Source organism: Aliarcobacter skirrowii CCUG 10374 (genome assembly GCF_003544835.1).
Classification (GTDB): Bacteria; Campylobacterota; Campylobacteria; order Campylobacterales; family Arcobacteraceae; genus Aliarcobacter; species Aliarcobacter skirrowii.
Map to the genome: position 1 here is coordinate 915526 of NZ_CP032099.1, position 24603 is coordinate 940128.

Annotated in this window: 26 protein-coding genes; 20 read left to right on the top strand and 6 right to left on the bottom strand. The window is 28.4% G+C overall.

What is annotated here, in order from left to right:
- Positions 1-112: 112 nt before the first annotated feature.
- Positions 113-1357 (top strand): methyl-accepting chemotaxis protein, encoded by a 1245-nt coding sequence (locus ASKIR_RS04815; RefSeq protein WP_228254665.1) that lies wholly within the window; start codon positions 113-115, stop codon positions 1355-1357.
- On the top strand, positions 1358-1756 hold the full coding sequence (locus tag ASKIR_RS04820; protein ID WP_109158592.1) for a PAS domain-containing protein: 399 nt from the start codon (positions 1358-1360) through the stop codon (positions 1754-1756).
- Here ASKIR_RS04820 and selD read toward each other — a convergent pair.
- Positions 1753-2790: a selenide, water dikinase SelD gene (gene selD / locus ASKIR_RS04825; protein ID WP_115588620.1), complete on the bottom strand. Its 1038-nt coding sequence runs from the start codon at positions 2788-2790 to the stop codon at positions 1753-1755. The genes ASKIR_RS04820 and selD overlap by 4 nt on opposite strands.
- 227 nt (positions 2791-3017) lie before the next feature.
- Here selD and ASKIR_RS04830 point away from each other — a divergent pair, with 227 nt between their 5' ends.
- Genes ASKIR_RS04830 through ASKIR_RS04840 form a run of 3 tightly spaced genes read left to right on the top strand, consistent with a single transcriptional unit; the run spans position 3018 to position 4717 of the window.
- Positions 3018-4112, top strand: a complete 1095-nt coding sequence (locus ASKIR_RS04830) for a transglutaminase-like domain-containing protein (RefSeq protein ID WP_115588621.1) — start codon at positions 3018-3020, stop codon at positions 4110-4112.
- Positions 4109-4435, top strand: a complete 327-nt coding sequence (locus tag ASKIR_RS04835) for a transporter (RefSeq protein ID WP_066350660.1) — start codon at positions 4109-4111, stop codon at positions 4433-4435. The genes ASKIR_RS04830 and ASKIR_RS04835 overlap by 4 nt, the downstream gene beginning before the upstream one ends.
- Positions 4436-4438: 3 nt before the next feature.
- Positions 4439-4717: a heavy-metal-associated domain-containing protein gene (locus ASKIR_RS04840; RefSeq protein ID WP_066350661.1), complete on the top strand. Its 279-nt coding sequence runs from the start codon at positions 4439-4441 to the stop codon at positions 4715-4717.
- Between the two features lie 15 nt (positions 4718-4732).
- Here ASKIR_RS04840 and ASKIR_RS04845 read toward each other — a convergent pair whose 3' ends face one another.
- The 4 genes from ASKIR_RS04845 to ASKIR_RS04860 are packed head-to-tail and all read right to left on the bottom strand — an operon-like array spanning position 4733 to position 9335.
- A complete protein-coding gene (locus ASKIR_RS04845; protein ID WP_066350662.1) occupies positions 4733-5992 on the bottom strand; it encodes an NRAMP family divalent metal transporter in 1260 nt (419 codons plus the stop codon).
- Positions 5985-6641, bottom strand: coding sequence for a response regulator transcription factor (locus ASKIR_RS04850; protein ID WP_066350663.1), 657 nt, complete (start codon positions 6639-6641; stop codon positions 5985-5987). Before ASKIR_RS04850 ends, ASKIR_RS04845 begins: the two co-directional genes overlap by 8 nt.
- Positions 6634-8193 carry a sensor histidine kinase gene (locus tag ASKIR_RS04855; RefSeq protein ID WP_066350665.1) on the bottom strand — a complete coding sequence of 520 codons (1560 nt, stop codon included), beginning with the start codon at positions 8191-8193 and terminating at the stop codon, positions 6634-6636. The genes ASKIR_RS04850 and ASKIR_RS04855 overlap by 8 nt, the downstream gene beginning before the upstream one ends.
- On the bottom strand, positions 8190-9335 hold the full coding sequence (locus ASKIR_RS04860; RefSeq protein WP_066350667.1) for an ABC transporter substrate-binding protein: 1146 nt from the start codon (positions 9333-9335) through the stop codon (positions 8190-8192). The genes ASKIR_RS04855 and ASKIR_RS04860 overlap by 4 nt, the downstream gene beginning before the upstream one ends.
- A gap of 145 nt (positions 9336-9480) precedes the next feature.
- Between ASKIR_RS04860 and ASKIR_RS04865 the strand changes: the two genes are divergently transcribed.
- The 15 genes from ASKIR_RS04865 (at position 9481) to ASKIR_RS04940 (ending at position 23267) form a co-directional block, all read left to right on the top strand.
- Entirely contained in the window at positions 9481-11157 is a 1677-nt protein-coding gene (locus ASKIR_RS04865; protein ID WP_115588622.1) for a 4Fe-4S dicluster domain-containing protein, read from the top strand.
- A gap of 9 nt (positions 11158-11166) precedes the next feature.
- On the top strand, positions 11167-11895 hold the full coding sequence (locus ASKIR_RS04870) for a TorD/DmsD family molecular chaperone (RefSeq protein WP_115588623.1): 729 nt from the start codon (positions 11167-11169) through the stop codon (positions 11893-11895).
- Positions 11896-11993: 98 nt separating this feature from the next.
- Positions 11994-12206: a hypothetical protein gene (locus tag ASKIR_RS04875; protein WP_066355978.1), complete on the top strand. Its 213-nt coding sequence runs from the start codon at positions 11994-11996 to the stop codon at positions 12204-12206.
- 18 nt (positions 12207-12224) lie between these two features.
- Entirely contained in the window at positions 12225-15047 is a 2823-nt protein-coding gene (locus tag ASKIR_RS04885; protein ID WP_228201341.1) for a formate dehydrogenase subunit alpha, read from the top strand.
- Between the two features lie 10 nt (positions 15048-15057).
- Entirely contained in the window at positions 15058-15672 is a 615-nt protein-coding gene (gene fdh3B, locus ASKIR_RS04890) for a formate dehydrogenase FDH3 subunit beta (RefSeq protein WP_066221292.1), read from the top strand.
- A gap of 49 nt (positions 15673-15721) precedes the next feature.
- The gene (locus ASKIR_RS04895) at positions 15722-16627 is read left to right on the top strand and encodes a cytochrome b/b6 domain-containing protein (RefSeq protein WP_228254666.1); all 906 of its coding nucleotides are present in this window, start codon (positions 15722-15724) and stop codon (positions 16625-16627) included.
- A 71-nt stretch (positions 16628-16698) separates the two neighbouring features.
- Positions 16699-17487, top strand: a complete 789-nt coding sequence (gene fdhD, locus ASKIR_RS04900) for a formate dehydrogenase accessory sulfurtransferase FdhD (RefSeq protein WP_066405449.1) — start codon at positions 16699-16701, stop codon at positions 17485-17487.
- A complete protein-coding gene (locus ASKIR_RS04905; RefSeq protein ID WP_115588626.1) occupies positions 17480-17905 on the top strand; it encodes a ModE family transcriptional regulator in 426 nt (141 codons plus the stop codon). The genes fdhD and ASKIR_RS04905 overlap by 8 nt, the downstream gene beginning before the upstream one ends.
- Positions 17889-18251 (top strand): winged helix-turn-helix domain-containing protein, encoded by a 363-nt coding sequence (locus tag ASKIR_RS04910; protein WP_115588627.1) that lies wholly within the window; start codon positions 17889-17891, stop codon positions 18249-18251. The genes ASKIR_RS04905 and ASKIR_RS04910 overlap by 17 nt, the downstream gene beginning before the upstream one ends.
- Position 18252: 1 nt before the next feature.
- Positions 18253-19242 carry a cysteine desulfurase gene (locus ASKIR_RS04915; RefSeq protein WP_115588628.1) on the top strand — a complete coding sequence of 330 codons (990 nt, stop codon included), beginning with the start codon at positions 18253-18255 and terminating at the stop codon, positions 19240-19242.
- Between the two features lie 2 nt (positions 19243-19244).
- Complete coding sequence (locus ASKIR_RS04920) at positions 19245-20492, top strand: molybdopterin molybdotransferase MoeA (protein ID WP_115588629.1); 1248 nt, start codon at positions 19245-19247, stop codon at positions 20490-20492.
- A gap of 16 nt (positions 20493-20508) precedes the next feature.
- Complete coding sequence (locus ASKIR_RS04925; RefSeq protein WP_115588630.1) at positions 20509-21318, top strand: ABC transporter substrate-binding protein; 810 nt, start codon at positions 20509-20511, stop codon at positions 21316-21318.
- 25 nt (positions 21319-21343) lie between these two features.
- Positions 21344-22039, top strand: a complete 696-nt coding sequence (locus ASKIR_RS04930; protein WP_066221269.1) for an ABC transporter permease — start codon at positions 21344-21346, stop codon at positions 22037-22039.
- Complete coding sequence (locus ASKIR_RS04935; RefSeq protein ID WP_115588631.1) at positions 22036-23028, top strand: energy-coupling factor ABC transporter ATP-binding protein; 993 nt, start codon at positions 22036-22038, stop codon at positions 23026-23028. The genes ASKIR_RS04930 and ASKIR_RS04935 overlap by 4 nt, the downstream gene beginning before the upstream one ends.
- Positions 23029-23075: 47 nt before the next feature.
- Complete coding sequence (locus ASKIR_RS04940) at positions 23076-23267, top strand: sodium-dependent tyrosine transporter (protein WP_066355963.1); 192 nt, start codon at positions 23076-23078, stop codon at positions 23265-23267.
- Positions 23268-23302: 35 nt separating this feature from the next.
- On the opposite strand, the gene ASKIR_RS04945 is transcribed toward ASKIR_RS04940, so the two are convergent.
- On the bottom strand, positions 23303-24595 hold the full coding sequence (locus ASKIR_RS04945; protein WP_115588632.1) for an NAD(P)/FAD-dependent oxidoreductase: 1293 nt from the start codon (positions 24593-24595) through the stop codon (positions 23303-23305).
- Positions 24596-24603: the final 8 nt, after the last annotated feature.

Here is a 24603-nt window from a genome sequence, read left to right on the forward strand (position 1 = left end):
TACAAACTTCTACATTTCAAATATCAAATTAAATATCAAATAACATTATAAGGCTACTAAACAAATCTTTATTGCAATAAGATTTCAAAATATAGATCCATAAAGGAGTTTTATGTTTAGTGCAGTTTCAAATAGAGATTTAGAGACGATAAATAACTATTTTAATCAATTTATTAAATTTATATCTCACGAAAAAAATCAGTTTGATTATATTGAATCAACTGGAAATAAAAAGTTAGATTTAATGTTTCAATCATGGAATAAAGAGATAAAAAGAGTTGATAAAAGTGTAAAAGATGATATGAGAGTTTTAGGTGAACTTGTATTAACAGCAGATAAAGTAGAACAAGGAATTTATAACTGTAGAATAAAAGCAAGTAGCTCTAATCCAACTATTTTTACATTAAAAAATACTATTAATAATATGTTAGCTAGTATAGATGAAGCTACTTCAAATATTTTAAAAGTTGTAGATAGTTATACAAAAAATGATTTCACAGATAGTATAGACTCTATAGATAAATATAAAGATCAGATGCGATTATTGATGGAAAGTATCAATTTACTTGGTAAAACTTTAGAAAATAGTGCAAGAAACAATTTTGAAAATGGAGAGATTTTAGAAGAGAACTCTTTGCTTATGTCATCTTCAATGAATAATTTAGCATTAAAAACAGGTGAACAAGCAAGTTCATTAGAGCAAACTACAAGAGCATTAGAACAGATTACAAATATAACTAGAGAAAATACAAAAAATGCTACAAAAATGGCAAATTTGGGACAAATTGTTAAAAAATCAGTTTTTGTTGGAGAAGATTTGGCAAAAAAAACTGCTAACTCTATGGATGATATAAATACTAAAATAAGAGCTATAAATGAATCAATTACTGTAATTGATCAAATAGCATTTCAAACAAATATTTTAAGTTTAAACGCAGCAGTTGAATCTGCAACAGCAGGAGAGGCTGGAAAAGGTTTTGCAGTTGTTGCTGGAGAGGTTAGAAACTTAGCAAATAGAAGTGCAGAAGCTGCTAAAAAAATAAAAACTTTGGTTGAAGAGGCAACACTTAAAGCAGATGATGGAAAGCTTATATCTTCAAATATGATAAAAGGTTATGAAGAGTTAAATAACAATATAGGTCAAACTATAGATATTATCGAAGATGTTTCAAAAGCTTCAAAAGAGCAGATTTTTGGAATTGAACAGATAAATCAAGCTGTAGTTTTATTAGATAGTGTTACAAAACAAAATGCTATTGAATCTGAGCAAGTAAGCTCTATTTCAAAAACTGTATCCAAACTTGCTCAAAAGCTATTAAGTGATGCAAAAAGTAAAAAGTTTAGAAAAGAGGTTTAAATGTCAAAAGAGACAATATTGGATAAAAATGCTTTTTTAGTAAGCGAAACAGACTCTAAAGGAGTAATAAGATTTGCAAATAAAGATTTTTGTGATGTTGCTGGATTTACTCTTGAAGAGATGTTAGGAAAACCACATAGTATAGTAAGACATAAAGATATGCCAAAGGCTGCTTTTAAAGATTTGTGGGATACGGTTAAAAGAGGGGAAATTTGGACTGGATATGTAAAAAATGCAAGAAAAGATGGTGGATACTATTGGGTTTTTGCAACTGTTTACCCTTTTGAGAGTTGCGATGGTTTAAAAGGTTATCTCTCTTGTAGAAGAAAAGCTTCAGAAGAAGAGATATCTAAAGCTACTAAACTTTATGAAAAGTTAAGAAAAAAAGAGAGTTATTAACTAATAATAATCTCTTTTTTTCCTCTAGAAACAACCTCTCCAATAATTTTTGCATATCCAAAACTAAAATCTTCTAGCTCTTTTACAAACTCTTTTGCATCATCTTTATTTATTGCTATTAAAAGACCACCTGATGTTTGAGCATCACAAAGAATTGCTTTAATAGTATCATCTAAGCCATCTTTATATAAAACTTTATCTTCCATAAACTTTAAGTTTCTTTTTGAACCACCTGGAAGAACACCATTTTTTGCTAAATCATAAGCCTCTTTTACAAAAGGAACTTCATTTGAAGATATACAAAAAGAGATATTCTCATTTATGCACTCAAAAGCGTGACCTAAAAGTCCAAATCCTGTTATATCTGTACAAGAGCTTACTTTATATTTTCTCATAATTTTTGAAGCAATATAGTTTAAACTAGCCATAATCTGTGCACAATGTTTTGTTAGATTTAAATCTATTAAATCTCTTTTTATAGCTGTTGTTAAAATTCCCATACCAAGAGGTTTTGTAAGCACTATTACATCACCAGCTTTTGCACTATTGTTTCTAATAATCTCTTTTGGATTTATAACTCCTGTAACACTTAGTCCATAGTACATCTCAGGAGTTTCAATAGTATGACCTCCTAAAAGAACTCCACCACACTCTTTAATCTTATCATTTCCACCTTTTAAGATTAAAGCTAAAGCATCTTTTGCAATATTTGTTTTGTCAAAACCAACTATATTTAAAGCTGTTTTAACTTCAGCTCCCATAGCAAAAATGTCACTAAGTGAATTTGCAGCAGCAATTTGTCCATAAACATATGGATCATCAACAACTGGAGTTATAAAATCAACAGTTTGAACCAAAGCTAGATTTTCATCAATTTGAAAAACTCCAGCATCATCACTTGTATCAAAACCTACTAAAACTTGTTCATTTTTGTTGTTGAGATTACAAAGAGTTTGTTTTAGATCCCCCGGACCCATCTTCGCAGCACAACCAGCAGCTTGAACAAATTTTGTTAATTTGTATTCATTATTCATATAATATCTTTCAAATTTTTTAAAAAACTATACATTATACATAAGCAATTTTAAATTTTTAGTTAAACAATAGTAAAAAATATTTTACTTTTTAAGAGTAAGTTTATAAATAATTTAATATTATAAAAATCTAATTAGTTCATAGACCATAGGTTATGGTTGGACATAAAAAGAGCTTTTACCTCTCTTTTATCTCTTAATAGAACAAACACTACAAAGAAAATATTATGCAAAGAAGAACATTTTTAAAAACAACAGCATTAGTTTCAGGTGCAATGGCTATAACTCCAAATTTAGTTTTCGCAAAAGAGCAGACAAATCCATTTGGTATTACAAAAACTCCTAGAAAATTTAGTGTAACAAATAAATATGAGTTTGAAAAAAGTAATGAGATAACTCAAGTTTGGATACCACTTCCAAAAAATGAGAGTTATCATGAGGTATTAGATATTGATTATAAAGGAAATTATACAGATGCTAAAATTGTAAAAAATCCTTATGATACAGATGTTTTATATGCTAAATGGGATAATAAAGATATAAAACCAGAGCTTGATTTAAATTTTTCAGTTATTATGCAAGAGCGAACAACAAATTTTGAAAAAGCTACATCAAAAACTAATTATCCAAAAGATGTAAAAGTATATCTTGAAGGTACAAAACATATCCCAGTAACAAAAGGTTTAACAGCATATGTAAATGATATTACAAAAGGTTCTAAAACACCACTTCAAAAAGCTCAAGCTATTTATGACTGGACAGTTTCAACTATGTATAGAGATGAGAGTGTTGTTGGTTGTGGAATTGGTGATGCACAAAAATCAATTGAAGAGAAAATTTATGGTGGAAAATGTACAGATATAAGCTCTGTATTTGTATGTTTACTAAGAAATGCAAAAATTCCAGCACGTGAGACTTTTGGAATTAGAGTAGGGCAATCAAAAATTTCAAATGCTTGTGGAAAAGCAGATGATAAAGGATTTGCAAATATTACAGGAGCTCAACACTGTAGAGCTGAGTTTTATATAGATGGACTTGGTTGGGTTCCAGCTGATCCAGCAGATGTTACAAAGGTGAAATTGGCTGAAAAATTACCAAACGATAGTAAAAAACTAAAAGAGGTAAAAGATTATTTCTTTGGTTCTTGGGAGATGAATTGGGTAGCATTTAATAGCGCTAGAGATTTTATATTAAATCCAAAACCAACTCAATATCCTTTAAATATGTTGGGTTATCCTTATGCTGAGGTTGGAGAGGATGCAAAAGATTACTATAAACCAAAAACTTTTGCATATAGCTACACATCTCAAGAGATTTTATGAAACAAAATAGCTTAGCGATAATTGGTGCAGTTTTTACTGCACTTTTATCGACGCTTTGTTGTCTTCCAGCACTATTGTTTATATTTTTTGGAGTATCAAGTGGAGTTTTAAGCTATTTTACTACTTTAGAATATACTAGAGTTCCACTTGCTATTTTAGCAATTATATTTTTTTTAATATCAATTTATAATTTTAATAAAAAAATATCATGTAGTTGTGATAAAAAAGTTAGATTTAAAACTTATATTTTTGTTTTAATATTTTTTGTATTAATTTTGTTATTGCTTTTTTATCCAGAGATTTTACCACTTTTTATGGAGTAGATTATGAGAGTTTTAGTTCTATTTTTTATGTTTTTTAGCTTTGCTATATCTTCACAAATATCAGTTTTTAAAGTTGAAGGGATGCATTGTCCACTTTGTACAACAGCTGTTAAACAAGCTATAAAAGAGCTTGATGGAGTGCAAAAAGTTAGTGCTAGACTTAATACCAAAGAGGTAACAGTTGTTTATAATGAAAAAGTAAAAGTAAAAGATATTTTAAAAGCTATAAAAACAACTTCATACGAAGGTGTAGAAATATCTACAAAATCGAATGAAGACTAAAAAAATAGATAAATTTTACAAACCAATTAAAAATGGAAACCATCTATAAACTATAAATAAAATTAAAAATCCAAAAAGAAATATTAATCCACAAATAGACAAAATATTTAAAAACATCCCATTTTGAAGCTCTTTAGGAAGTTTTGTACTTCTTACAAGTTTATAGTTTAAAAATGCAAATATTGGTGTTGTTGTAAATGATAATATCATTGCAAAATCAAGCATAGTTCTCATAGAGCTTGCAAAATAAATTATAATTAAAAATCCAATAATAGATATAAAAATTGTCCAAACAGCAACGCTTCTATTTGATGCAGATCTATTTTTTCTAATTAATGAAAAAGCTTCTGCAACAGCTCTTCCATAACCATCAATAACAGTAATAGAAGTTCCAAACATACAAGCAAATGCTATAAAAGCTATTAGAAGTCTTGACCAATCACCAATTACAGATGTGTACATAGATACTAGTTGATGAGAAAATGCTATTCCATCTTTAAACTCATAAGCACTTCCATGTAAAACTAAAGCTCCTAAAGCTAGAAAAAATAGAGCTAAAATAGCAGTTACTATAAATCCTACATTAAAATCAATCAAAGCATTTTTTGCGTTTATATTTGTCTGTTTTATTTGATTTTTTAACCAAATAGAACTAATGCTTGATATTTCAATAGGTGCTGGCATCCAACCTGTTAGAATAACAATAAATCCTAAACTAGCAATTGTCCAAGCAGATGGAGATATAAAATCATCAGCTAAAGCTGAATCAACATCTTTTGTTACAGCCATCACAACAGCAACTACAGTTGCAATACTAAGAGTTATCATGATTATTTTTGCAACATTATTTAAAAGATTATATTTCCCAGCAATTAAAATAAGTAGACAAGCAAAAATAATTATAAAACTAAGAAGAGAAATAGTTAGTTTTATAGGAATAAAATATCCCAACAAACTTGCTGCAAACATTGAAACAGCAGCAGTATTTACAACAGCAGCAATTACAGCTAAAACTGTAAAAAGCCACAACCAACCATTTCCTAAAGAGGCATATCCCTCAATTAAGCTCTTTTTTGTTGCCATTGTATATTGCACATTTGCTAAAAAGAATGGATATTTAAAAAAATTTATTAAAAGTATAAATATAGCTAAACTCCAACCAAACAGTGCTCCAGCTTGAGTTGAAGAGACTAAATGAGAACCTCCAATAGCAGCAGTTGCCATTAAGATACCTGGACCAAATATTTTATAAAAAGCTTTTACTTTGTCAATCATTTAAACTCTTTTCATCAAATTGATAAGTTTTGTGAGCAATTTTTATTAAAATATTTTTGTCTGCTAAATCTTTAAATAGTTTAATTAAAGTTGGTTTAGAGATAGAAAATTTATCCATAATTTCACTATAAGATGCATAAAACTGTTGTTTTTCATCAAGATTATTGAAAATATATTTTACAATCTCTACTTGCTTACTATCTGTAATTGCTCCGATAGTTTTGATAATATTTTCATTTTTCTTTAACTCTTTTTCTTGTATTTTTGGAAGTAAAACATCAACTAAACTATCCAAAAGTTCATTTATATCTATTGGTTTAATAAGATAGTTTTCAACTTTTAATTTAATGGCTTCTATTAAATAGTTTGTATCTGTGTGAGCTGTTGTTAAGATACTAGGAATATTTATATTTTTACTTTTAATATATTTTAAAAAATTAATACCATTTTCATTTTCTAGTTGTATATCACTAATAATTACATCAACTCTTTTTTCAAGTAAAATTTTCATAGCTTCAACAGTTGTTTTAACACCATAAATATTTGCTACAAAATCCTCTAAAGCATCTTTTGTATGTTTTAACAGACTCTCATCATCTTCAAGATATAAAATATTGAAATCTTTTAAAATTTCTAAATTCTTACTCATTTTTATCCTCAAATATTGGTATTGTGATTGTAAAAGATGCTCCTTTGAATACCTTTTTATTCACTTCTAATTTTATATTTTTACAAGATATTTCACCGTTTAAATGTTTTTCAATAATCTGTTTGGACATATAAAGACCAATTCCAGTTCCAGCACTTTTATATTTTGTTGTGTAGTAGGGTTCAAATATTTTTGGCAAAATATCATCAGGAACTCCACCTCCATTATCAATAATATTGATAAAAACAAAATTCTTTTTGCTATTTACTATGATTTTTATGATTCTATCATTTTTATTAACACTGCTTACTAAAGCATCTTTGGAGTTTGATATTATATTTAAAAATATATGAGAAAGTTCATTATAAAAAGTTGTAATTTTCTTATCTTTTTTTACAATTAAATCTATTTTTATATTCTCTTTATTTAAAAAATATTTTGATAATTCAATTGAGTGTTCCACACAATCTTTTATAAAAAAGCTATTTTTTGATCTATTTGGGCTAAAAAAGTTTTTAAAATCATCTAAAGTATTTGACATATTTTGTGCTAAAAGTAGTGCGTCTTTTACTTTTTGTTCAACAAACTCAGGTGATAGTTTGTTTACTCTCATTTTTGTTTGAAAACTTTGAATAATCATTGTAATTGAGCCAAGAGGTTGTCTCCATTGGTGAGCAATATTATTTAACATCTCTCCTAAGCTTGCAAATCTTGCTTGTTGAAACATGATAATATCTTTTTTTCTATTTTTAGCAACTTCTAGTTTGATTTTTTGCTCTAAATTGTTATTTAACTCTTTTAGCTCTTTTGTCTTTTTCTCAACAATCTTCTCTTGCAAATAGTACAATTTTCTAAAGTGAAAAGTAATAAATAAAGATAAGATAATTGTAAAAAATACAACAAAAAAGATAGAGATAAAAGAGAATATTGTAACCAATTTAAAAATATTATCAGTATCTCTTTTTTCATTTATTGCAAGATTTAAATCATAGTTTACAAGACTTCCTAGATATACAAAAATTGAGTCTATATTAAAATTTATATTTGTAAAATACTCTTTGCTATTTTTTTTATCTAATTTTTCAATTGAGCTAAAAATATCAACCATTTTATTATCAATATTTTCAATATTTAGCTCTTTTATATATTGGTTTTTATAGTGATTTGAATTTATAAAATAGGTTTTTATCTTTGATAATATTGAGTTATTATAATCTTTATTTAATCTATATTTGTACTCACTCCAATTTTTCTCAATAATCTCTTTAGCTATATTTAATACCTCAATTGTTTGTTCATAGCTTAGACTATTTTTTTCAAATTCATTAAGTGTGTCTTGAATATTAATTTTATATGAATCTTTAATTGTTTGAAGTTTGATTAAGCTTTTTGTTCTTTTATCAAAAAGAGTGTCAAAATCATCTTTTAAAATAAATATTGAGATTTGAGATAAAACTATAATTGAAATCATACCACCAGCAATAATAAAAATTAAGAAGTTTGCCTTATATGAAAACTTTAATGTATCAAAATATTTAAGTAGTTTTTTCATTTTATAATCTCTTGAAATTTACCATTTTTGTATTGATATAAATAGATTTTATTTAAAAGTTGACTATTTTTAAACTCTAGTTTTATCTCATGTAAAATATCTTTTGATGGATTTTTTAAACTATTAATAAAGTTTTTTTTGCTTAAGTTATCTATGTTTTTAACTATAGCATCAATCAAAATTTTTGAAGCTAAAAATGCCTCAAAAGATATAAAACCAAACTCTAAATTGTTTGAATAATTATTCATTATATTTTGATACTCTTGAACAATTTTTAAAGATTTATCATCATAATTTGGAACTATTTGAGAAAAAATTAGATTTTTTGTATTAGTATTTGAAGCTTCTAACTCTTTTACTATAGAGTTTGCATCGCTAAATGAGATGTTACAAAAAATAGTATCTTGAAATATCTTTTCATCTTTTGCTTTTTGAATAAATAAAGAGCTTGCTTTTGAAGCTCCAATCATTATTACAACTTCTGGTTTAGAGTTTTTTATCTCATTAAATGCATGATTTATAGATAGAGTATTTCTTTTATAAGTTCCTGTTGATATAAAAGAGATATTTTTATTTTTTAAAACCTCTAAAGTTGATATATATCCCTCTTCTCCATACTCATCATTTTGATAAAAAATTGCTATCTTATTTAATCCTTTTTTATCTACAACATAATCTACTAAGGATTGTATCTCTTGTTTATAAGATGCTCTAAAGTTTACAATATTTGAAAAATCGCTATCTCTTAAAAAACTTGCTCCTGAAAATGGTGCAAAGTATGGAATTTGACTCTCTTTTATAATTGAGATTACTCTACTATTTGTAGGCGTTCCAACTATTCCATAAAAAGCTAAAATATTCTCATTTGATAGTTTGTGTATATTTTCGTAACTTAAATCTGGTTCATATTTATCATCTAAAGCTTTAAAAAATATTTTTCTATTTTCTATTAACTTATTATCATTTACATATTTAAAATAACTATTTGTAGTTTCAAAAACTGACTCTCCCCAATCTTTTAAAGCTCCACTTTGTGGTATAGAAGATGCAATCAATATATTTTCTTGATTATAAGATTTTTCACTATTAAGAGTATATATTAAAATAAAAATAAGCATTACAAATAAAACTTTTTTAACCATTCATAAGTTTACATTATTTGTGTTTAAAACTCTCAGTCTATTTGTTATAAGATGTTTTATATATTTTATAAATTAAGTTTTATTTAACTTCTTTATATATAGAATATGGTAAAATATTTTTTACTAAAAATTAAGGGCATAGGTTATGCAAGAGTTTATATACTACAATAAAAACGGGTTGGATTTCCCTTTAAGTGAAAAAATCCAAGTAACTACTAATTTAGATGATATTAAAGATAAAAGCTTTTTGATATCAAACTCAAAAGATGTAAAGTCAGAATTTATTGCTTCTGAGATAGATTTTTATATAAAAAATTCACAAGATAACTTATCAAAAAAGATTCAAAATGTTTCAAAACTGTATGAGATAAATGCTACAAGATTTGACTTTGCTCAGGATATTTCGCATAGTGTAGATGTTTCAAAAGAGGTTTTGTTAATTACAAAAACACAAGAAGAGTATGATTTATTCACATCTCAATTATCAAAAGATGACTTTGAACTTTTTAGAATAGATGAAACAATTTTAAAAACTATTAGTGGAGAGATTGGAAATTTTGAAGTAATAGTAAAAGATAGTCATAAAGATATAACTTTAAGAGTTTCTCAAATTGTTTGGTTTGATGCAAAACCATCTCCAAAAGAGAGAATTGGAGTTTTTGATCCAAACTTAAGTAGCATAAATGAAGTAGTTAAAATATTAAAAGATAATATAAACTCTTTTTCATATAGAAAATTTACAACTTATGATAAAACTATTTGTCAATATGATGGAAGAAGAGAGGTAATTTGTAGTAAGTGTGAAGAGGTTTGCCCAACTGTTGCTATTACAAAAGATGATACAACAAAAACTCTAACTTTCTCTCAAGTTGATTGTCATGGATGTGGTGGATGTATTAGTGTTTGTCCAAGTGGAGCATTAGATTATACTCCTACAAATAAAGAGTCACTTTATGAAATATCAAAGTTTTATAAAGAGACACACCCTTTAATTATTCCTTCAAAAATGTCTTTAAATAATTTAAATATAGAGCTTAAAGAGAATGTTTTACCATTTGAAATTGATGGTGAAAAGTTCTTACATGAAGGAACTTTGCTTACTTTACTTCAAATATCAGGTTCTCAAGTTATTTTTTATAGTGATTTTTTATCAAAAGGTACAAAAGATGCTATTAGAATATTAAATGATATTTATCAAAAAAAATACCAAAAAGATGCTGTTTTAATTGCTATGAATGAAGATGAATTAGCTTTGGCTTTAAAAGAAGTATCTTTTGTGGAAAACTCTTATTTTAACTTTAATCAAGATGGCTTCAAAAAAAGAGAAGTATTCTCTCATAGACTTCAAAAAATTGTTGGAAATGATGATTTAGGAGTTGTTGAAACAGGTGAACATATTCATTATGCAAAAGTTGAAGTAAATCAAGATACATGTACTTTATGTCTAGTTTGTGTAGGTGCTTGTAATGTTGGAGCTTTAGTTGCTGATGCTAGCGATAATACCCTAAGAATAAATCCAAGTATTTGTACAGCATGTGGATATTGTGAAGTATCTTGCCCTGAAACAAATTGTTTGACAATAAAACAAGATATAATTGAACTAAAACCAACTTGGTTTAAAGAGAGTGTTTTAGCTCAAGATAAACTTTTTGCATGTGTTGAGTGTGGAGTTGAATTTGCAACAACAAAAGCAATAGAAAAAATTGCTTCTAAAATGGCAACAATTTTTGCAAGTGATCCTGTAAAAGTAAGAAGTTTGTACTGTTGTGCTAATTGTAAGCCAAAAATAATGATGCAAAGCTATTTTGATAATAGAAAATAAGGATAAAAAATGCAAGATATACAATCTATAAATAAAGCTAGAGCGATATACTACAACTTGTTTGCAAACTTTTTTGTTCCAAGTTCAGATATAAAAAACTATTTTGAACTTTTTAGACTCTTAAATCTTTTAAAAGATAGCTCTTTGGATGAAGCCTCTGAAGAGTCGATTAAAAATATTTTAAATCTTTTAGATAAGGATTCAAATCAGTCTTTAATACAAGAGTATGATGATATTTTTCATAATCCTGTTTATGAAAAAGTTAGACAAACAGCATCTTTTTATGATGAGGGTGTTGAGTCTGGTAAAAAAAGAGTAGAGATGATTCAATTTGTTGCAAAAACAAAGCTTAGACGTGATGAAAAGAGATATTTTGAATATGAAGATTCTGTTGGCTTTATATTTTCAATAATGTCTGAGTTGTCTAATTTAGTTGCTCTTGGAGAAAAACAGTATGAAAATACTGTTCACTGTATTTTTGAACAGATTTTAAATCCTTTTGTAGATGAGTTTGCAAAAAGTATTTATGAGCACAAAAAAGCAAATATCTATAAAGAACTTATGGTTATTTTACACTCATTTATTGAATTTGAAAGATTATATTTAGAGGTTACAAAACCACTTAAAAAAGAGAAAGCTAAAAAACAAGTAACTGATAACTGGGGAGATATTACTCCAGAGGAAAGAGAAAGAAGAGAGAGAAATAGAGCATTAAAAGCTTTAGGTCCTAAAAACTAAAAAGGTATTCCTTTTTAGGGATTTTATAAAGAAAGTTTAACTTTTTTTATAAAGTCTCTTAAGTTTAGAGGGGCTTAATTTCTATAAGGAGGTCAGTCGTGCAAGAAAGTAGAAGAGCTTTTGCAAAAAAAGCAGCAATTATCACAGCTGCTGCAGTTGCTACAACTGGAACTGTTGTATTGGCTGGAAATGGTGAAACATCTGTTCAAGATGATTCAAACAATGGTGTTATTGTTGGAAAATCTAATAAAAAAGAGATTCTATACAGAAAAACAATGGCTTGGGAAGAGTTTTATAAAAACGCAAAATAAATTTAGTAGGAGAAGCTTATGTCAGCAAATACATATGAAGCTTTAAATGCAAAAGTAGGAAGACGGTCGTTTTTAAAAATGGCAGCAGTTTCTACAGCATTTGGAGTTACATCATCTTTTGCAAGTACAGTAGCAACTAGAGCAGCTACAGAAGAAGAGATTAAAAATCCTTTTCCTGGTTCAAAAATTGTAAAAACAATTTGTACAGCATGTTCTGTTGGTTGTGGTGTTATTGCAGAAGTTCAAAATGGTGTGTGGGTAAGACAAGAGGTAGCACAAGATCATCCTGTATCACTTGGAGGGCATTGTTGTAAAGGTGCCGATATGATTGATATGGTTAAATCTGAAGTTAGATTAAAATATCCAATGGTTAAGAAAAATGGTCAATGGCAAAGAATTTCATGGGATGACGCTTTAAATAATATTGCATCAAAACTTGAAGATTTAAGACAAAAAGATGGACCTGATTCAGCAATGTTTTTGGGATCAGCAAAATTTAATAACGAGCAAGCATATTACTATAGAAAATTTGCTGCTATGTTTGGAACAAACAATATAGATCATCAAGCTAGAATTTGACATAGCTCAACAGTTGCCGGTGTGGCAAATACATGGGGTTATGGTGCTATGACAAATTCTTTGGGAGATATTCAAAACTCTAAAGCAATTATAATTTTTGGAGCAAATCCAGCGGTTAATCACCCAGTTGGTTTCCAACACTTTTTAAAAGCTAAAGAGAGAAACAATGCAAAGATTATTGTAGTAGATCCAAGATTTACTAAAACTGCTGCAAAAGCAGATTTATATGCACAAATTAGACCAGGTACTGATATTCCATTTATGTATGGAATGTTAAATATCATTTTTGAAAATGGTTGGCATGACAAAAACTTTATTAATGATAGAGTTTATGGTATGGAAGATATTATGGCAGAGGCTAAAAATTGGCCAATTGAAAGAGTTGCTGATGTAACAGGAGTTAAAGCTGATTTAATAGTTCAAATTACAAAACTTTATGCAGCATCAAAACCAGGAACTTTGGTATGGGCTATGGGATTAACTCAACATACAATAGGAACTTCAAATACAAGAATGGCACCAATTTTACAATTGGCTCTTGGAAATATGGGAGTTGCAGGTGGTGGAACTAATATTTTAAGAGGACATGATAATGTTCAAGGTGCAACAGACTTTGGTTGTTTATCAGATTCACTTCCAGGATATTATGGTTTAGCTGAAGGTTCATGGAAATATTTTGCTTCTTCTTGGGGAGTTGATTTTGATTGGCTTAAAGGAAGATTTAAAGATCCTTCTTGGATGGGTAAAAATGGATTTACACTTGCACGTTGGTGGGCTGGTGTTTTAGCTGGAAATGAAGGTGAAGATGCTATTCATAATGCTGGAACTAATCTAAAAGCACTTTTTGTAATGGGTAATGGAATTACTTCAACTGCTCAAACAAAAAAAGTAAAAGAGGCTTTAGATAAGTTAGAGTTAGCAGTATTTTGTGACCCATTTGTAAATGAGGGTGCAATTATTACTGATAAACAAAATGATGTTTATATTTTACCAGCAGCAACTCAGTTTGAAACAGCAGGATCTGTAACTGCAACAAACAGAAGTGGTCAATGGAGATATGAGGTTGTAAAACCTATGTATGAATCAAAACCTGATCAAGAAATCATGTTTGAGTTAGCAAAAAGATTAGGATTTTATGAGCAATTAACGGCTGGAATGCAAAAAGGTAAAGATTTTGTTTGGCCAGAAGATGCAACAAATGAGATAGCTAGAATTATTAAAACTATTGGATTAACTGGATGGAGAGCTGAAAGACTTAAAAAACATACAGATAATTGGCATATGTTTGATGAGATTTCACTAGCTGGTTATGGAGATATGGCTGGAGAATACTATGGTTTACCATGGCCTTGTTGGACAGAAAAACACTCAGGAAGCCCAAATCTTTATGATATTACAAAACCAGTTAAATTTGGTGGTATGGGATTTAGACAAAACTTTGGTTTAGAGCATGAGGGAGTTTCATTATTGTCACCTAAAGGTTCAGCACCAGTTGGTGGTGTTCAAGATGGTGGGTATCCTGAAATTACAAAAGATAACATCGAAACAGTTTTAAAAATTAAATTAACTGAAGATGAAAAAGCTAAAATGGGTGCAAACTGGAAAGTTGATAAATCTAACTTGATAGTTGAAAAATGTATGGAAGCTGGAATTGCTCCTTATGGAAATGCAAAAGCAAGAGCAAAAGTTTGGCAATGGGCTGATCCTATTCCAAAACATAGAGAGCCTTTACATACTCCAAGAACGGATTTAATTAAAGATTATCCAAGTTTTGCAGATAAAAAAGATCACTGGAGAGTTGATACTAGATATATTAGTGAACAGACAAAACAAGATTGGGCAAAAGATTTCCCAACAAATCTTGTAACTGGAAGATTAGTAAATCTAAATGGTGCTGGTGTTGAAAATAGAGCTAGTAAATATTTAGCTAAATTAACACCTGAAATGTTCTGTGATATTAATCCAGATTTAGCAGGAAGACATGGTATTAGAGATGGTTCTATGATGTGGATTCACTCTCCAAATGGAACTAAAATTAAAGTTAAAGCAAAATACTCTTACTCTGTTACACCTGATAGAGTATTCCTACCATTCCATTTTGCTGGAATTATGGAAGGTGTTGATTTAAGCCATAGATATCCAACTGGAACACTACCTTATGCAATAGGTGAGAGTGCAAATACAGTTACTAACTACGGTTATGACATAGTTACACAAATCCCTGAAACAAAAGGTGGTTTATGTAGAGTAGAAAGAGCTTAGGAGAAGTAACATGAGTAATAATAAGATAAATTTTGCAAGAATGAAGTTCTATTGTGATGAAAATAGATGTATTCATTGTGATGGTTGTTCAGTTGCTTGTGCCTCAGCACATGAGTTACCAGTTGAGATTAGTAGAAGAAAAGTTGTTACTGTAAATGAAGGTAAACAAGGAATGGAGTTTTCATTATCTGTTGCTTGTATGCATTGTACAGATGCTCCTTGTGAGCAGGTTTGTCCAGTTGATTGTTTCTACATCAGAGAAGATGGTATAGTTTTACATGATAAAAACAAATGTATAGGTTGTTCATACTGTCTATATGCTTGTCCTTTTGGTGCACCACAATTTCCTAGTAATGGAGCTTTTGGTACAAAAGGTGTTATGGATAAATGTACTATGTGTGCTGGTGGTCCTGAAGAGACAAATAGTGAACATGAAAGAGAACTATATGGTCAAAATAGAATAGCTGAAGGTAAAGTTCCTGTATGTGCTGCTATGTGTTCAACAAAAGCTCTACTTGTTGGAGATGCTGAATCTGTAGCAAATATATATAGAGAAAGAGTTTTATCTTTCGGTCATGGAACTCAATCAGCACCATTTGGTTGGGATAAAGCTTATGGAAAATAAAAGTTTTCTAAGTGAATATAAAGCTTACTTAATAGTAGGCTTTTTGTTCATGCTTTTAACATATTGGTACTTTTGGTTAGCAACAATTGCTGATATAAACTATGTTTACCAATTTTTAATGCAGATGTTAAAAGGAAATTTTACTGGACAAATTGTACCTTTTGATAGTTTAACACAGTATCAACAGATGGAAGTGGGTCTTTTTGGACCTAGATATGATGCAATTGCTCCTGAAGTTATAAGAGCATTTGAAGAGAGACAACATCTTCTTCCTTGGGTTTTCTTTGTTGAATTTTGTCTATTTACAATAATGTTTATTGTTGCAAAAGGTAGAAAACAAGCTAAAATTACAAGAGAGAATGAGAAAGTTCAAGTTTATTCACTTTTTCAAAGAGTTGTTCTTTTATTAAATATTGTAATTATGATTTATCTGTTTATAACTGGTTTTTCAATAACATTTGGAAACTGGACAGGTGGAGGATATATTCCTAGACTTATGAGAGCTACACATGAAGTTGTTGGTGTTGCTTGGATTCCAGTTTGGTTAATTGTTACAGTTATTGCATTTAAAGATCATAAATACTTTGTAAGACCTAGTTCTAAAATATGGCATAAATTCTTTTTAAGAGGAAAATATGAACATATGAATAGAATCAACTACTATATGTATGTTGCATTTGGTTTTTTACTTGTATTAAGTGGTTTTACAATATGGTATATGTTTCCAGATGCAGCAACGAATGCACAAACAATACAGATAAAAAGATTTATTCTATTTATCCATTTTATGGGTAGTGCAATTATTTCTTTCTTTACATTTGAAACAGTATATTCATACTTTGTTTCAGTAAAAGGTTATATTCCAGGTGTGATAACTGGGAAATTGCCAATTGAGTACTTAGAGCAAATAAGACCAGATGTATTAGAAGAGGATAAAGATTTATTAAAAAGATAGGAAAAGCTTTAGGGCTTTTTCTATTTAAAAAAAGATTTTAAATATGCAAAATTTGCATATTAAGGAAAAATATGGATAATAGCAAATATTTAAAAACCGTAATTATTGACAAACTTATAGAAAATGAAGCCAATATGGTTGAAGACGTGACAATTGAAGAAGCACGTCTAAACCTTTATTTAAATGGAGAAAAAGCTATATCTATGATGACAATCCCAAAAGACCAAGATGCCCATGCAATTGGTTTTTTAATGAGTGAGAATGTAATCTCTTCTATTGCTGACATAGAAGAGCTTACAGTTAGTGCTGATGGATTAAGAGTAGATGTAAAAGCAAAAATAGATGAAAACTCACTACAAAATTTATATAAAGAGAAGACTTTAGTAAGTGGTTGTGGTGGAGGAGTTACTGGAAATATTGAAGGAAGTTTAGAAATTCCATTTAATCAAACTGCTTTTAAAATAAAACCAGAAACTATTTATACTGAAGTTAAAAAGTTTTATCAAGAGAGTGAACTTTATAACTTAACAGGTTGTGTTCATAAAGCTATGATTTATTTGCTTGATGGAACAACTGTAACAGCTGAGGATATTGGAAGGCACAACGCTATTGATAAAGCAATTGGAAAGTGTAAACTGCAAGGTCTTGATACAACAAAATCAATTTTGTTTGTAAGTGGAAGATTAAGTTCAGAGATGGTTACAAAAGCTGTAATGCATAAAATCCCAATAGTTGTATCAAGAACAGCACCAACTTATTTGGGTGTTCAAACAGCACATAAACACGGTCTTACACTTATTGGATTTGCAAGAGGTAAAAAGATGAATCTTTATACTCACAGTGGAAGAATTGATGTCTAGTATTGATGATAAATTAGATTTTAATTTGAATGATAATCAAAAAAGAATAGTTTTTGAAAATCTTGATGAGAATAAAAAACTATCTTGTTTAAAGGCATTTAAAGTAGCTAAAAAAATCAAAGTTGAAGCTAAAGATATGAGTGCGATTACAAAATCTTTAAGCATTAAAATAACAGATTGTGAGCTTGGAGTATTTGGCTCTTTAGATTTCTTAGCTAAAGATGAAGAGATTTATAATAGATTAAAAAATAGTTATAAAGAGCAAAGAATTCCTTGTATAGATTTGTGGCAAGAAGCAAAAAACTCATCTTTAAAAATAGTTGGATCAACTGTTAAAAACTCTGATATTGAAGTAAGTTATTGCCAATTAGGATGTTTTAGAGAAAAAAAAGGGCTTAAAAGTGGAAATAAAAGTTAAAATTTGGATTGAAGATAATAAGCAAAATCTTATTTTTGGAAGTGGAAAAACAGAGATTTTAAAAGAGATTGAAAAAACAGGTTCAATTAGTGATGCTTCAAAAAATTTAAATATGAACTATAAAAAAACGTGGAGTCATATAAAAATCCTTGAAGAGTTTATTGAAGATAGTTTAGTTGTTACAAAAAAAGGAAGAGCTGTTGATAGTGGATCTCAACTAACTACTAAAGCAAAAGAGCTGATAGAACTTTATGAGATTTTGGATAAAGATATAAAAGAGTACTCAAAAAAGAGATTTAATGAACTTTTTTTAAGTGAAGATTTAATAAAAATAAAGGATAAATAAAGTGTATAAACTAAACTTTTTGCAGTATAAAAATATGCAAAACTTGCATATTAAAGATGGTTTATCTTTGAATATTTTATCAAATAATGAAGATTATATTAGTTTAGAAAATAGTTTAAAAAAAGATTTTGCATTTGAAAGTTTAAACTACTTCTCTTTTTGTAAGAGTGGCTTTTTATCTCTATTACTTCAATTAAATAAACAAGGGAAAATTGCAGTAAGTCTTGGAGAAACTCAAAGTTTAATTGATGCTTGCGAAATTTTTTGCTCTCTTGGATTTGATATTTTATATTTAGATTTAAATAAAGATGGAAGTGTTAATTTAGATAAATTAAAAGATCAAAAAATAGATTTTTTATTTCTATCATCATATACAGTTGATACTTTTTATAAAAATAGTTTAGAAAATGTAAAAAAACTAACAGATGCAAAAATCATCTCAAATGCAAGTGCCTCTTTTGATAAAAATAGTGATGTTATATATTTTGATTCATATAAACTAACTGGTTTTTCAACAAAATCAATAATACTTTTTAATCAAAATTTATTTGAAGAACAAGCTATTTTTGAAAAAGATGGAATTTCATTAAATAATATTTTTCAATCTTTGAAAAATCAAAAATTTGAAAATAGTATGAAAGAGATTTTTAAAGAAAAATTAGAAAATAGTTTAAAAGATAATATTTATTATTTTATCGACAATAAAAATAGCTTAGAATATACACTTCATTTTGCTCTTAAAGGTATAAAAGCAAGAGAGTTAATACGAACTTTAGCTTTAGATGAAATTTTAATTTCAAATGGAGAAGGGTGTAGTTTAGGTTTATCAAAACCTTCAAGAGTTATTCAAGCTATGGGTTATGATGAACTTACTAGCAGAAATGCAATAACACTTAGTTTTGAAAAAAGCTATTCAATTAGTGAAATAGATAAAATTGTTAATCTTATTTCAAAAAGATATTTACAGATAAAAGTATTAAATAAAGGATAAAAATGTTTGAAAAATTAAACTATTTAGATTTTAATGAAGCAATTAACAAGAGTTTTGAATTGTCAAATACTACTTTAAGTAGTGAATTTATTTCTATAAATTTTGCTATAAATAGAGTTATAAGTGAAGATATTTTATGTGTAAAAAATCTTCCAGCTTTTGATAACTCTGCTATGGATGGATTTGCTTTTAAAGCAAGTGATGCAGGACAAGCTTTAAAAATAAAAAGAGCTATTTTTGCTGGTGATAAAGATAAAAGTAGTGATGAGTTACTTGAAAAAAATGAGTGTTACAAAATAATGACAGGTGCGAAGGTGCCAAAAGATGCTGATACTATTATTGCTATTGAAAACTGTTTAGATGTTACAGAAGATAGTGTAACTATACCTGCTGATATTAAAAAAGGTTCAAACTTAAGATTAGAAGCTGAAGAGTTAAAAAAAGGGGATATTTTAATTAAAAAAGGGGAAAAAATAAACTCTTCACATATTGCTTTACTTGCAAGCCAAGGAGTAGTTATGGTTGAAGTTTATAAGCAAATTTCAATTGCTGTTTTATCAACTGGAAATGAACTTAAAGAGCCATGGCAAAAAGCTTCAAATGAAGAGATATATAACTGCAACTCATTTGCAATTATTGCTCAACTAAATGAAAAAGGTTTTAATGCAACTTATTGTGGAGTTATTCCAGATAATTTAGAAAAATCAATAAATTTCATAAATAGTTTAAAAAAATATGATGTAATTATTACAAGTGGAGGTATCTCTATGGGAGATGCTGATTTTATGGCAGAAGCTTTTTTAAAAAATGGATTAGAAGTAGCTTTTCATGGTGTAAATGTAAAACCAGGTCGTCCTATAATGATGGGGAAAATGGATTCTTCTTTGGTAATTTGTCTTCCTGGAAATCCACTAACAGCAATGGTAAATATAAATCTATTTGTAATTCCAATGTTAAAAAAACTTCAAGGTGAAAATGCTTTTTATCACGGTTATATAAAAGCTATAAACCAAAGTAGTTTTAAAACAAAAAAAGGGAGGGTAAATCTAGTTTTAGGAAGAGTTCAAAATGGTAATTTTTATGTTACAGATGAGAATAAGTATGGTGCTGGAATGATTACAGCTTTATATAAGAGTAATTCAATTTTGGTAACAAATGCTTCTACTTCAAATATAGAATCAACTCAAGAGATAAAAATTCTTGATTTAAATGGTATTTATTTTGAAGAGAGAACAGATATTTTAAATTAAAAATTAGGAGAAAAATATGAAAAAATTGTTAGCAGGTTTAGGTTTTAGCGTAGTAATAGCTAGTGGATTATTTGCAAATAGTTTAATGATGGCAACAACAACAAGTACTGAAGATACAGGATTATTGGATAGTTTAGCCCCAAAATTTAAGCAAGATACAGGAATAGAGTTAAAATGGGTATCAACAGGAACAGGTAAAGCATTAAAAATGGGTGAAAATTGTGATGTTGATGTTCTTTTGGTTCATGCTCCAGAAGCTGAGAAAAAGTTTGTAGAAGCTGGTTTTGGTAAAGATAGAAAAGAGGTTATGTATAATGACTTTGTTATTGTTGGTTCAAAAAAAGATCCAGCTAAAGTTGAAGGAAAAACTACTCAAGAAGCATTTAAAACAATTAAAGAGAAACAAGCAAACTTTATTAGTAGAGGTGATAAATCAGGAACTCATCAAAAAGAGCTAGCGATTTGGAAAAATGTTAGTGATGTAACACCTGAAAAAGATAAGTGGTATATTCAATCTGGTCAAGGAATGATTATTACACTAAATATGGCTGCTGAAAAAGAAGGGTATACATTAACAGATAGAGGAACTTGGATTAAGTATGAGTCACAAAAAGGTGATTCAAATACAATGAAAATTATTGTTGAAAATGATAATTCACTATTTAATCAATATAGTGTTATTCCTGTAAATAAAGATAAATGTCCAAAAGTTCAAGATGAATTAGCAAAAAAATTCTCTGATTGGCTAGTTAGTGCTGATACACAAAAGTTTATAGGAGATTTTAAACTTTTAAATAAACCACTATTTATACCAAATGCAAAATAATACAAATAGGAAATAGTAAGTAAATATGAGTTTATTAGTAGATGGTTTTAAAGAGGCTATTGAGCTTTTAATTAGTGGAAATGATAGTGTATATTCTGCAATAATTGTTACTATTACAGTTTCTTCTTGGTCAATATTAATTAGTCTAATACTAGGACTTCCTTTGGGATTTTTACTAGGTTATTATCAATTTAAAGGAAAAACGGTAATAAAAACTATTGTAGATACATTTTTGGCATTTCCTACAGTTGTAATAGGACTTCTTGTATATACAACTCTATCACAAGCAGGAGCTTTTGGAGAGTATAATCTACTATTTACTCAAAAAGCAATAATTATAGGGCAGATTTTTTTAGGTTTACCTATAATTATTGCATTAACAGCTGCTCAAGTTGAATCAACAGATAAAAGATTATATCTATCTTTAAAAGGTTTGGGTGCAAAACCATATCAAATTTTATTAACAACTTTAGTTGAAGCTAGATTTGGTCTAATGACAGCAGCAATGACAGCTTATGGAAGAATTATCACTGAAATTGGAATTTCTATGATGGTTGGTGGAAATATAAAATATCATACAAGAACAATTACAACTGCAATTTCACTAGAAACTGGAAAAGGAGAATTTGAAACTGGTATCGCTTTAGGTTTAGTACTTTTTATAGTTGCACTTATGGTTAATATAGCATTATCAATGCTAAAAAGGAGATGGACTCAATGAGTATTTTATATGAATTAAAAAATATTGAGTATTTTTTTGATGAAAAAAGAGTTTTAAGTATTGATAATCTTATATTAGAAGAGAATAAAATTATTGGTTTTTTTGGACCAAATGGTAGTGGAAAATCTACACTTTTTTCTATTTTATCTTTTATTTCTAAACCACAAAATGGTGAAATCATAATAGATGAAAATATTAAAAAAAGTGTTGTTATGCTTCCTCAAAATCCATATTTATTAAAACGAACAGTATTTGAAAATATTGCTTATGGTTTAAAAATAAGAGGAGAGAGTGTAGATTTAAAAAGTAAAGTTGAAGAGGCTCTCTCTTTAGTTGGTCTTGATAAAAATTTTTCAAATAGAAAATGGAATCAACTCTCAGGTGGTGAAGCTCAAAGAGTTGCTTTGGCTTCAAGATTAATTTTAAAACCAAAAGTATTAATACTAGATGAACCAACAGTTGGAGTTGATACAAATTCAGCACAATTAATCAAAGATGCTATTTTATTAGCAAAGCAAAAATATAACACTACAATATTTATATCAAGTCACGATTATACATGGTTAAAACATATAAGTGATAAAAAGATAGCACTTTTTCAAGGAAGTTTAGTTGAACATGGAAATATAAATCTACTATTTCCCCCATGGAGTAAAAATGAACAAGGTGATTTGGTTAAAAATTTTATTGATGGTCAAAAAATAGTAATTCCAAACTCTAAGAGTAAAAAAAGAGATTCAGTTGTAATAATCAATCAAAGTAGTATAAAAATATCTAAATTTGATGAAAATAATAAAAAAGAAAAATTGATAGCAACAGTAACATCTATACAAAAAGATGAAAATCAAGATAATCTACAAATAGAGTTCTCCATTTGTGGTATTAATTTTTCTTGTTTAATCTCTAAAAATCAGATTCAAAAAGATATATTATTTCCAGGAGATAAAGTAGAAGTATTTTTTGATTTAGATAGTGTTTGTTGGATGTAAGAGATAAAATAGTAAACTTATGATTATTTAAAAAATTAGGAGCAAATATGTTTGTACAATTAAACGAAAGAGTTCTTTTAAATCTATCTAAAATAACTAGAACGAAAATAGATCATGTTGAAGATGGAATAAGAGTTAGATTTTATGAAGGTCAATATCAAGTTGCAAAGTCAAAAAGATTTGAAACAGTTGAAGATGCTAATAAATGGCTTTTTGAATTATTAAAACCTTTTAATTAAAAAAGCTAGAAGTTAAAACTTCTAGCTTTGAAGTATTATTTAAATACGTCGTCAGTTTGGCTTCTGTACCAAGCATAAGCATATTGTGCTTCAAGTGGTCTAATGTGTCCATTTGGATCTCTTTCTGGACTAACTCCTCCAGCACCATTAACACTCTCAATATGATCATCATGAGCATTATAAACAGCTGCAATAGAAATACCATATTTTGGACTTAATAAACTATAACAAGTATTTGCAAGTTTTGGAGGATTTATAACTGGTTTATTAGCTAATACTCTTGCAATTTGCATTGCTACAACTTTTCCTTGTGTACTTGCACTAAATGCTGATTTTGGCATTGGTGCTGCATTTGAAGCATCTCCAATAACATGTACATTTTTTACAAGTTTAGATTCAAATGTTTTTGGATGTACAGGACACCAATCACCTTGAACTAATCCTGAATCAAATGCTAATTGACTAGCTTTTTGATTTGGAATATAGTTTAAAACATCTGCAATAATCTCATCACCATCATCAGTAACAACTAGTTTTTTCTTTGGATCAACACTTACAACTTTTCCACCAAATTGAGCTGGTTTCCACTCAATCATATCTCCATAAAGTTCTTTCCAACCTTGAGTAAATAGACCTTGTTTAGAGAATTTATCTTTTTGATCAAGAATTACTATTTTAGAGTTTGGTTTATTGTATTTTAAATAGTATGCAACTAAAGAAACTCTTTCATATGGTCCAGGAGGGCATCTAAAAGGGTCTGTAGGTGCTACCATTACAAAAGTTCCACCATCTTTCATTTCTTCAAGTTGTTTTTGTAATATAACAGTTTGTTCTCCCGCTTTTACAGCATGAGGTGCATATTTTTGATTATCCTCTGTATAACCTTTTTCAAATTTAAAATCAATTCCAGGGCTTACTATTGCTCTTGTATAGCTAATAGATTCACCATTTTCTAAAATTACACTATTTGTTGCACCATCAACTTTTTTTACTTTTGCGTAGATTACTTTTACATTGTGTTTGTTTTTTAGTGCATTTAAATCTTGCTTAATGAAATCCATTTTCTCCATACCAGCAATAACTGCGTTACTAAATGGACAAGTATAATACTCTTTGTTCTCTTCTATTAAAACAATCTCAACATTTTTATCAAATCTTCTTAAGTATTTAGCAGCAGCTGCTCCACCAAAACCACCACCAACTATTACAACTCTTTGTTTGTCTTGTGGTAAAGTTGCCAACTCTGGACTAACTAAACTATTACAAGCAGCAAAAGATAGTGCAGTAGCACCTAAAAGTATTTTTCCGAAATCTCTTCTATTTAACATTTTAAACT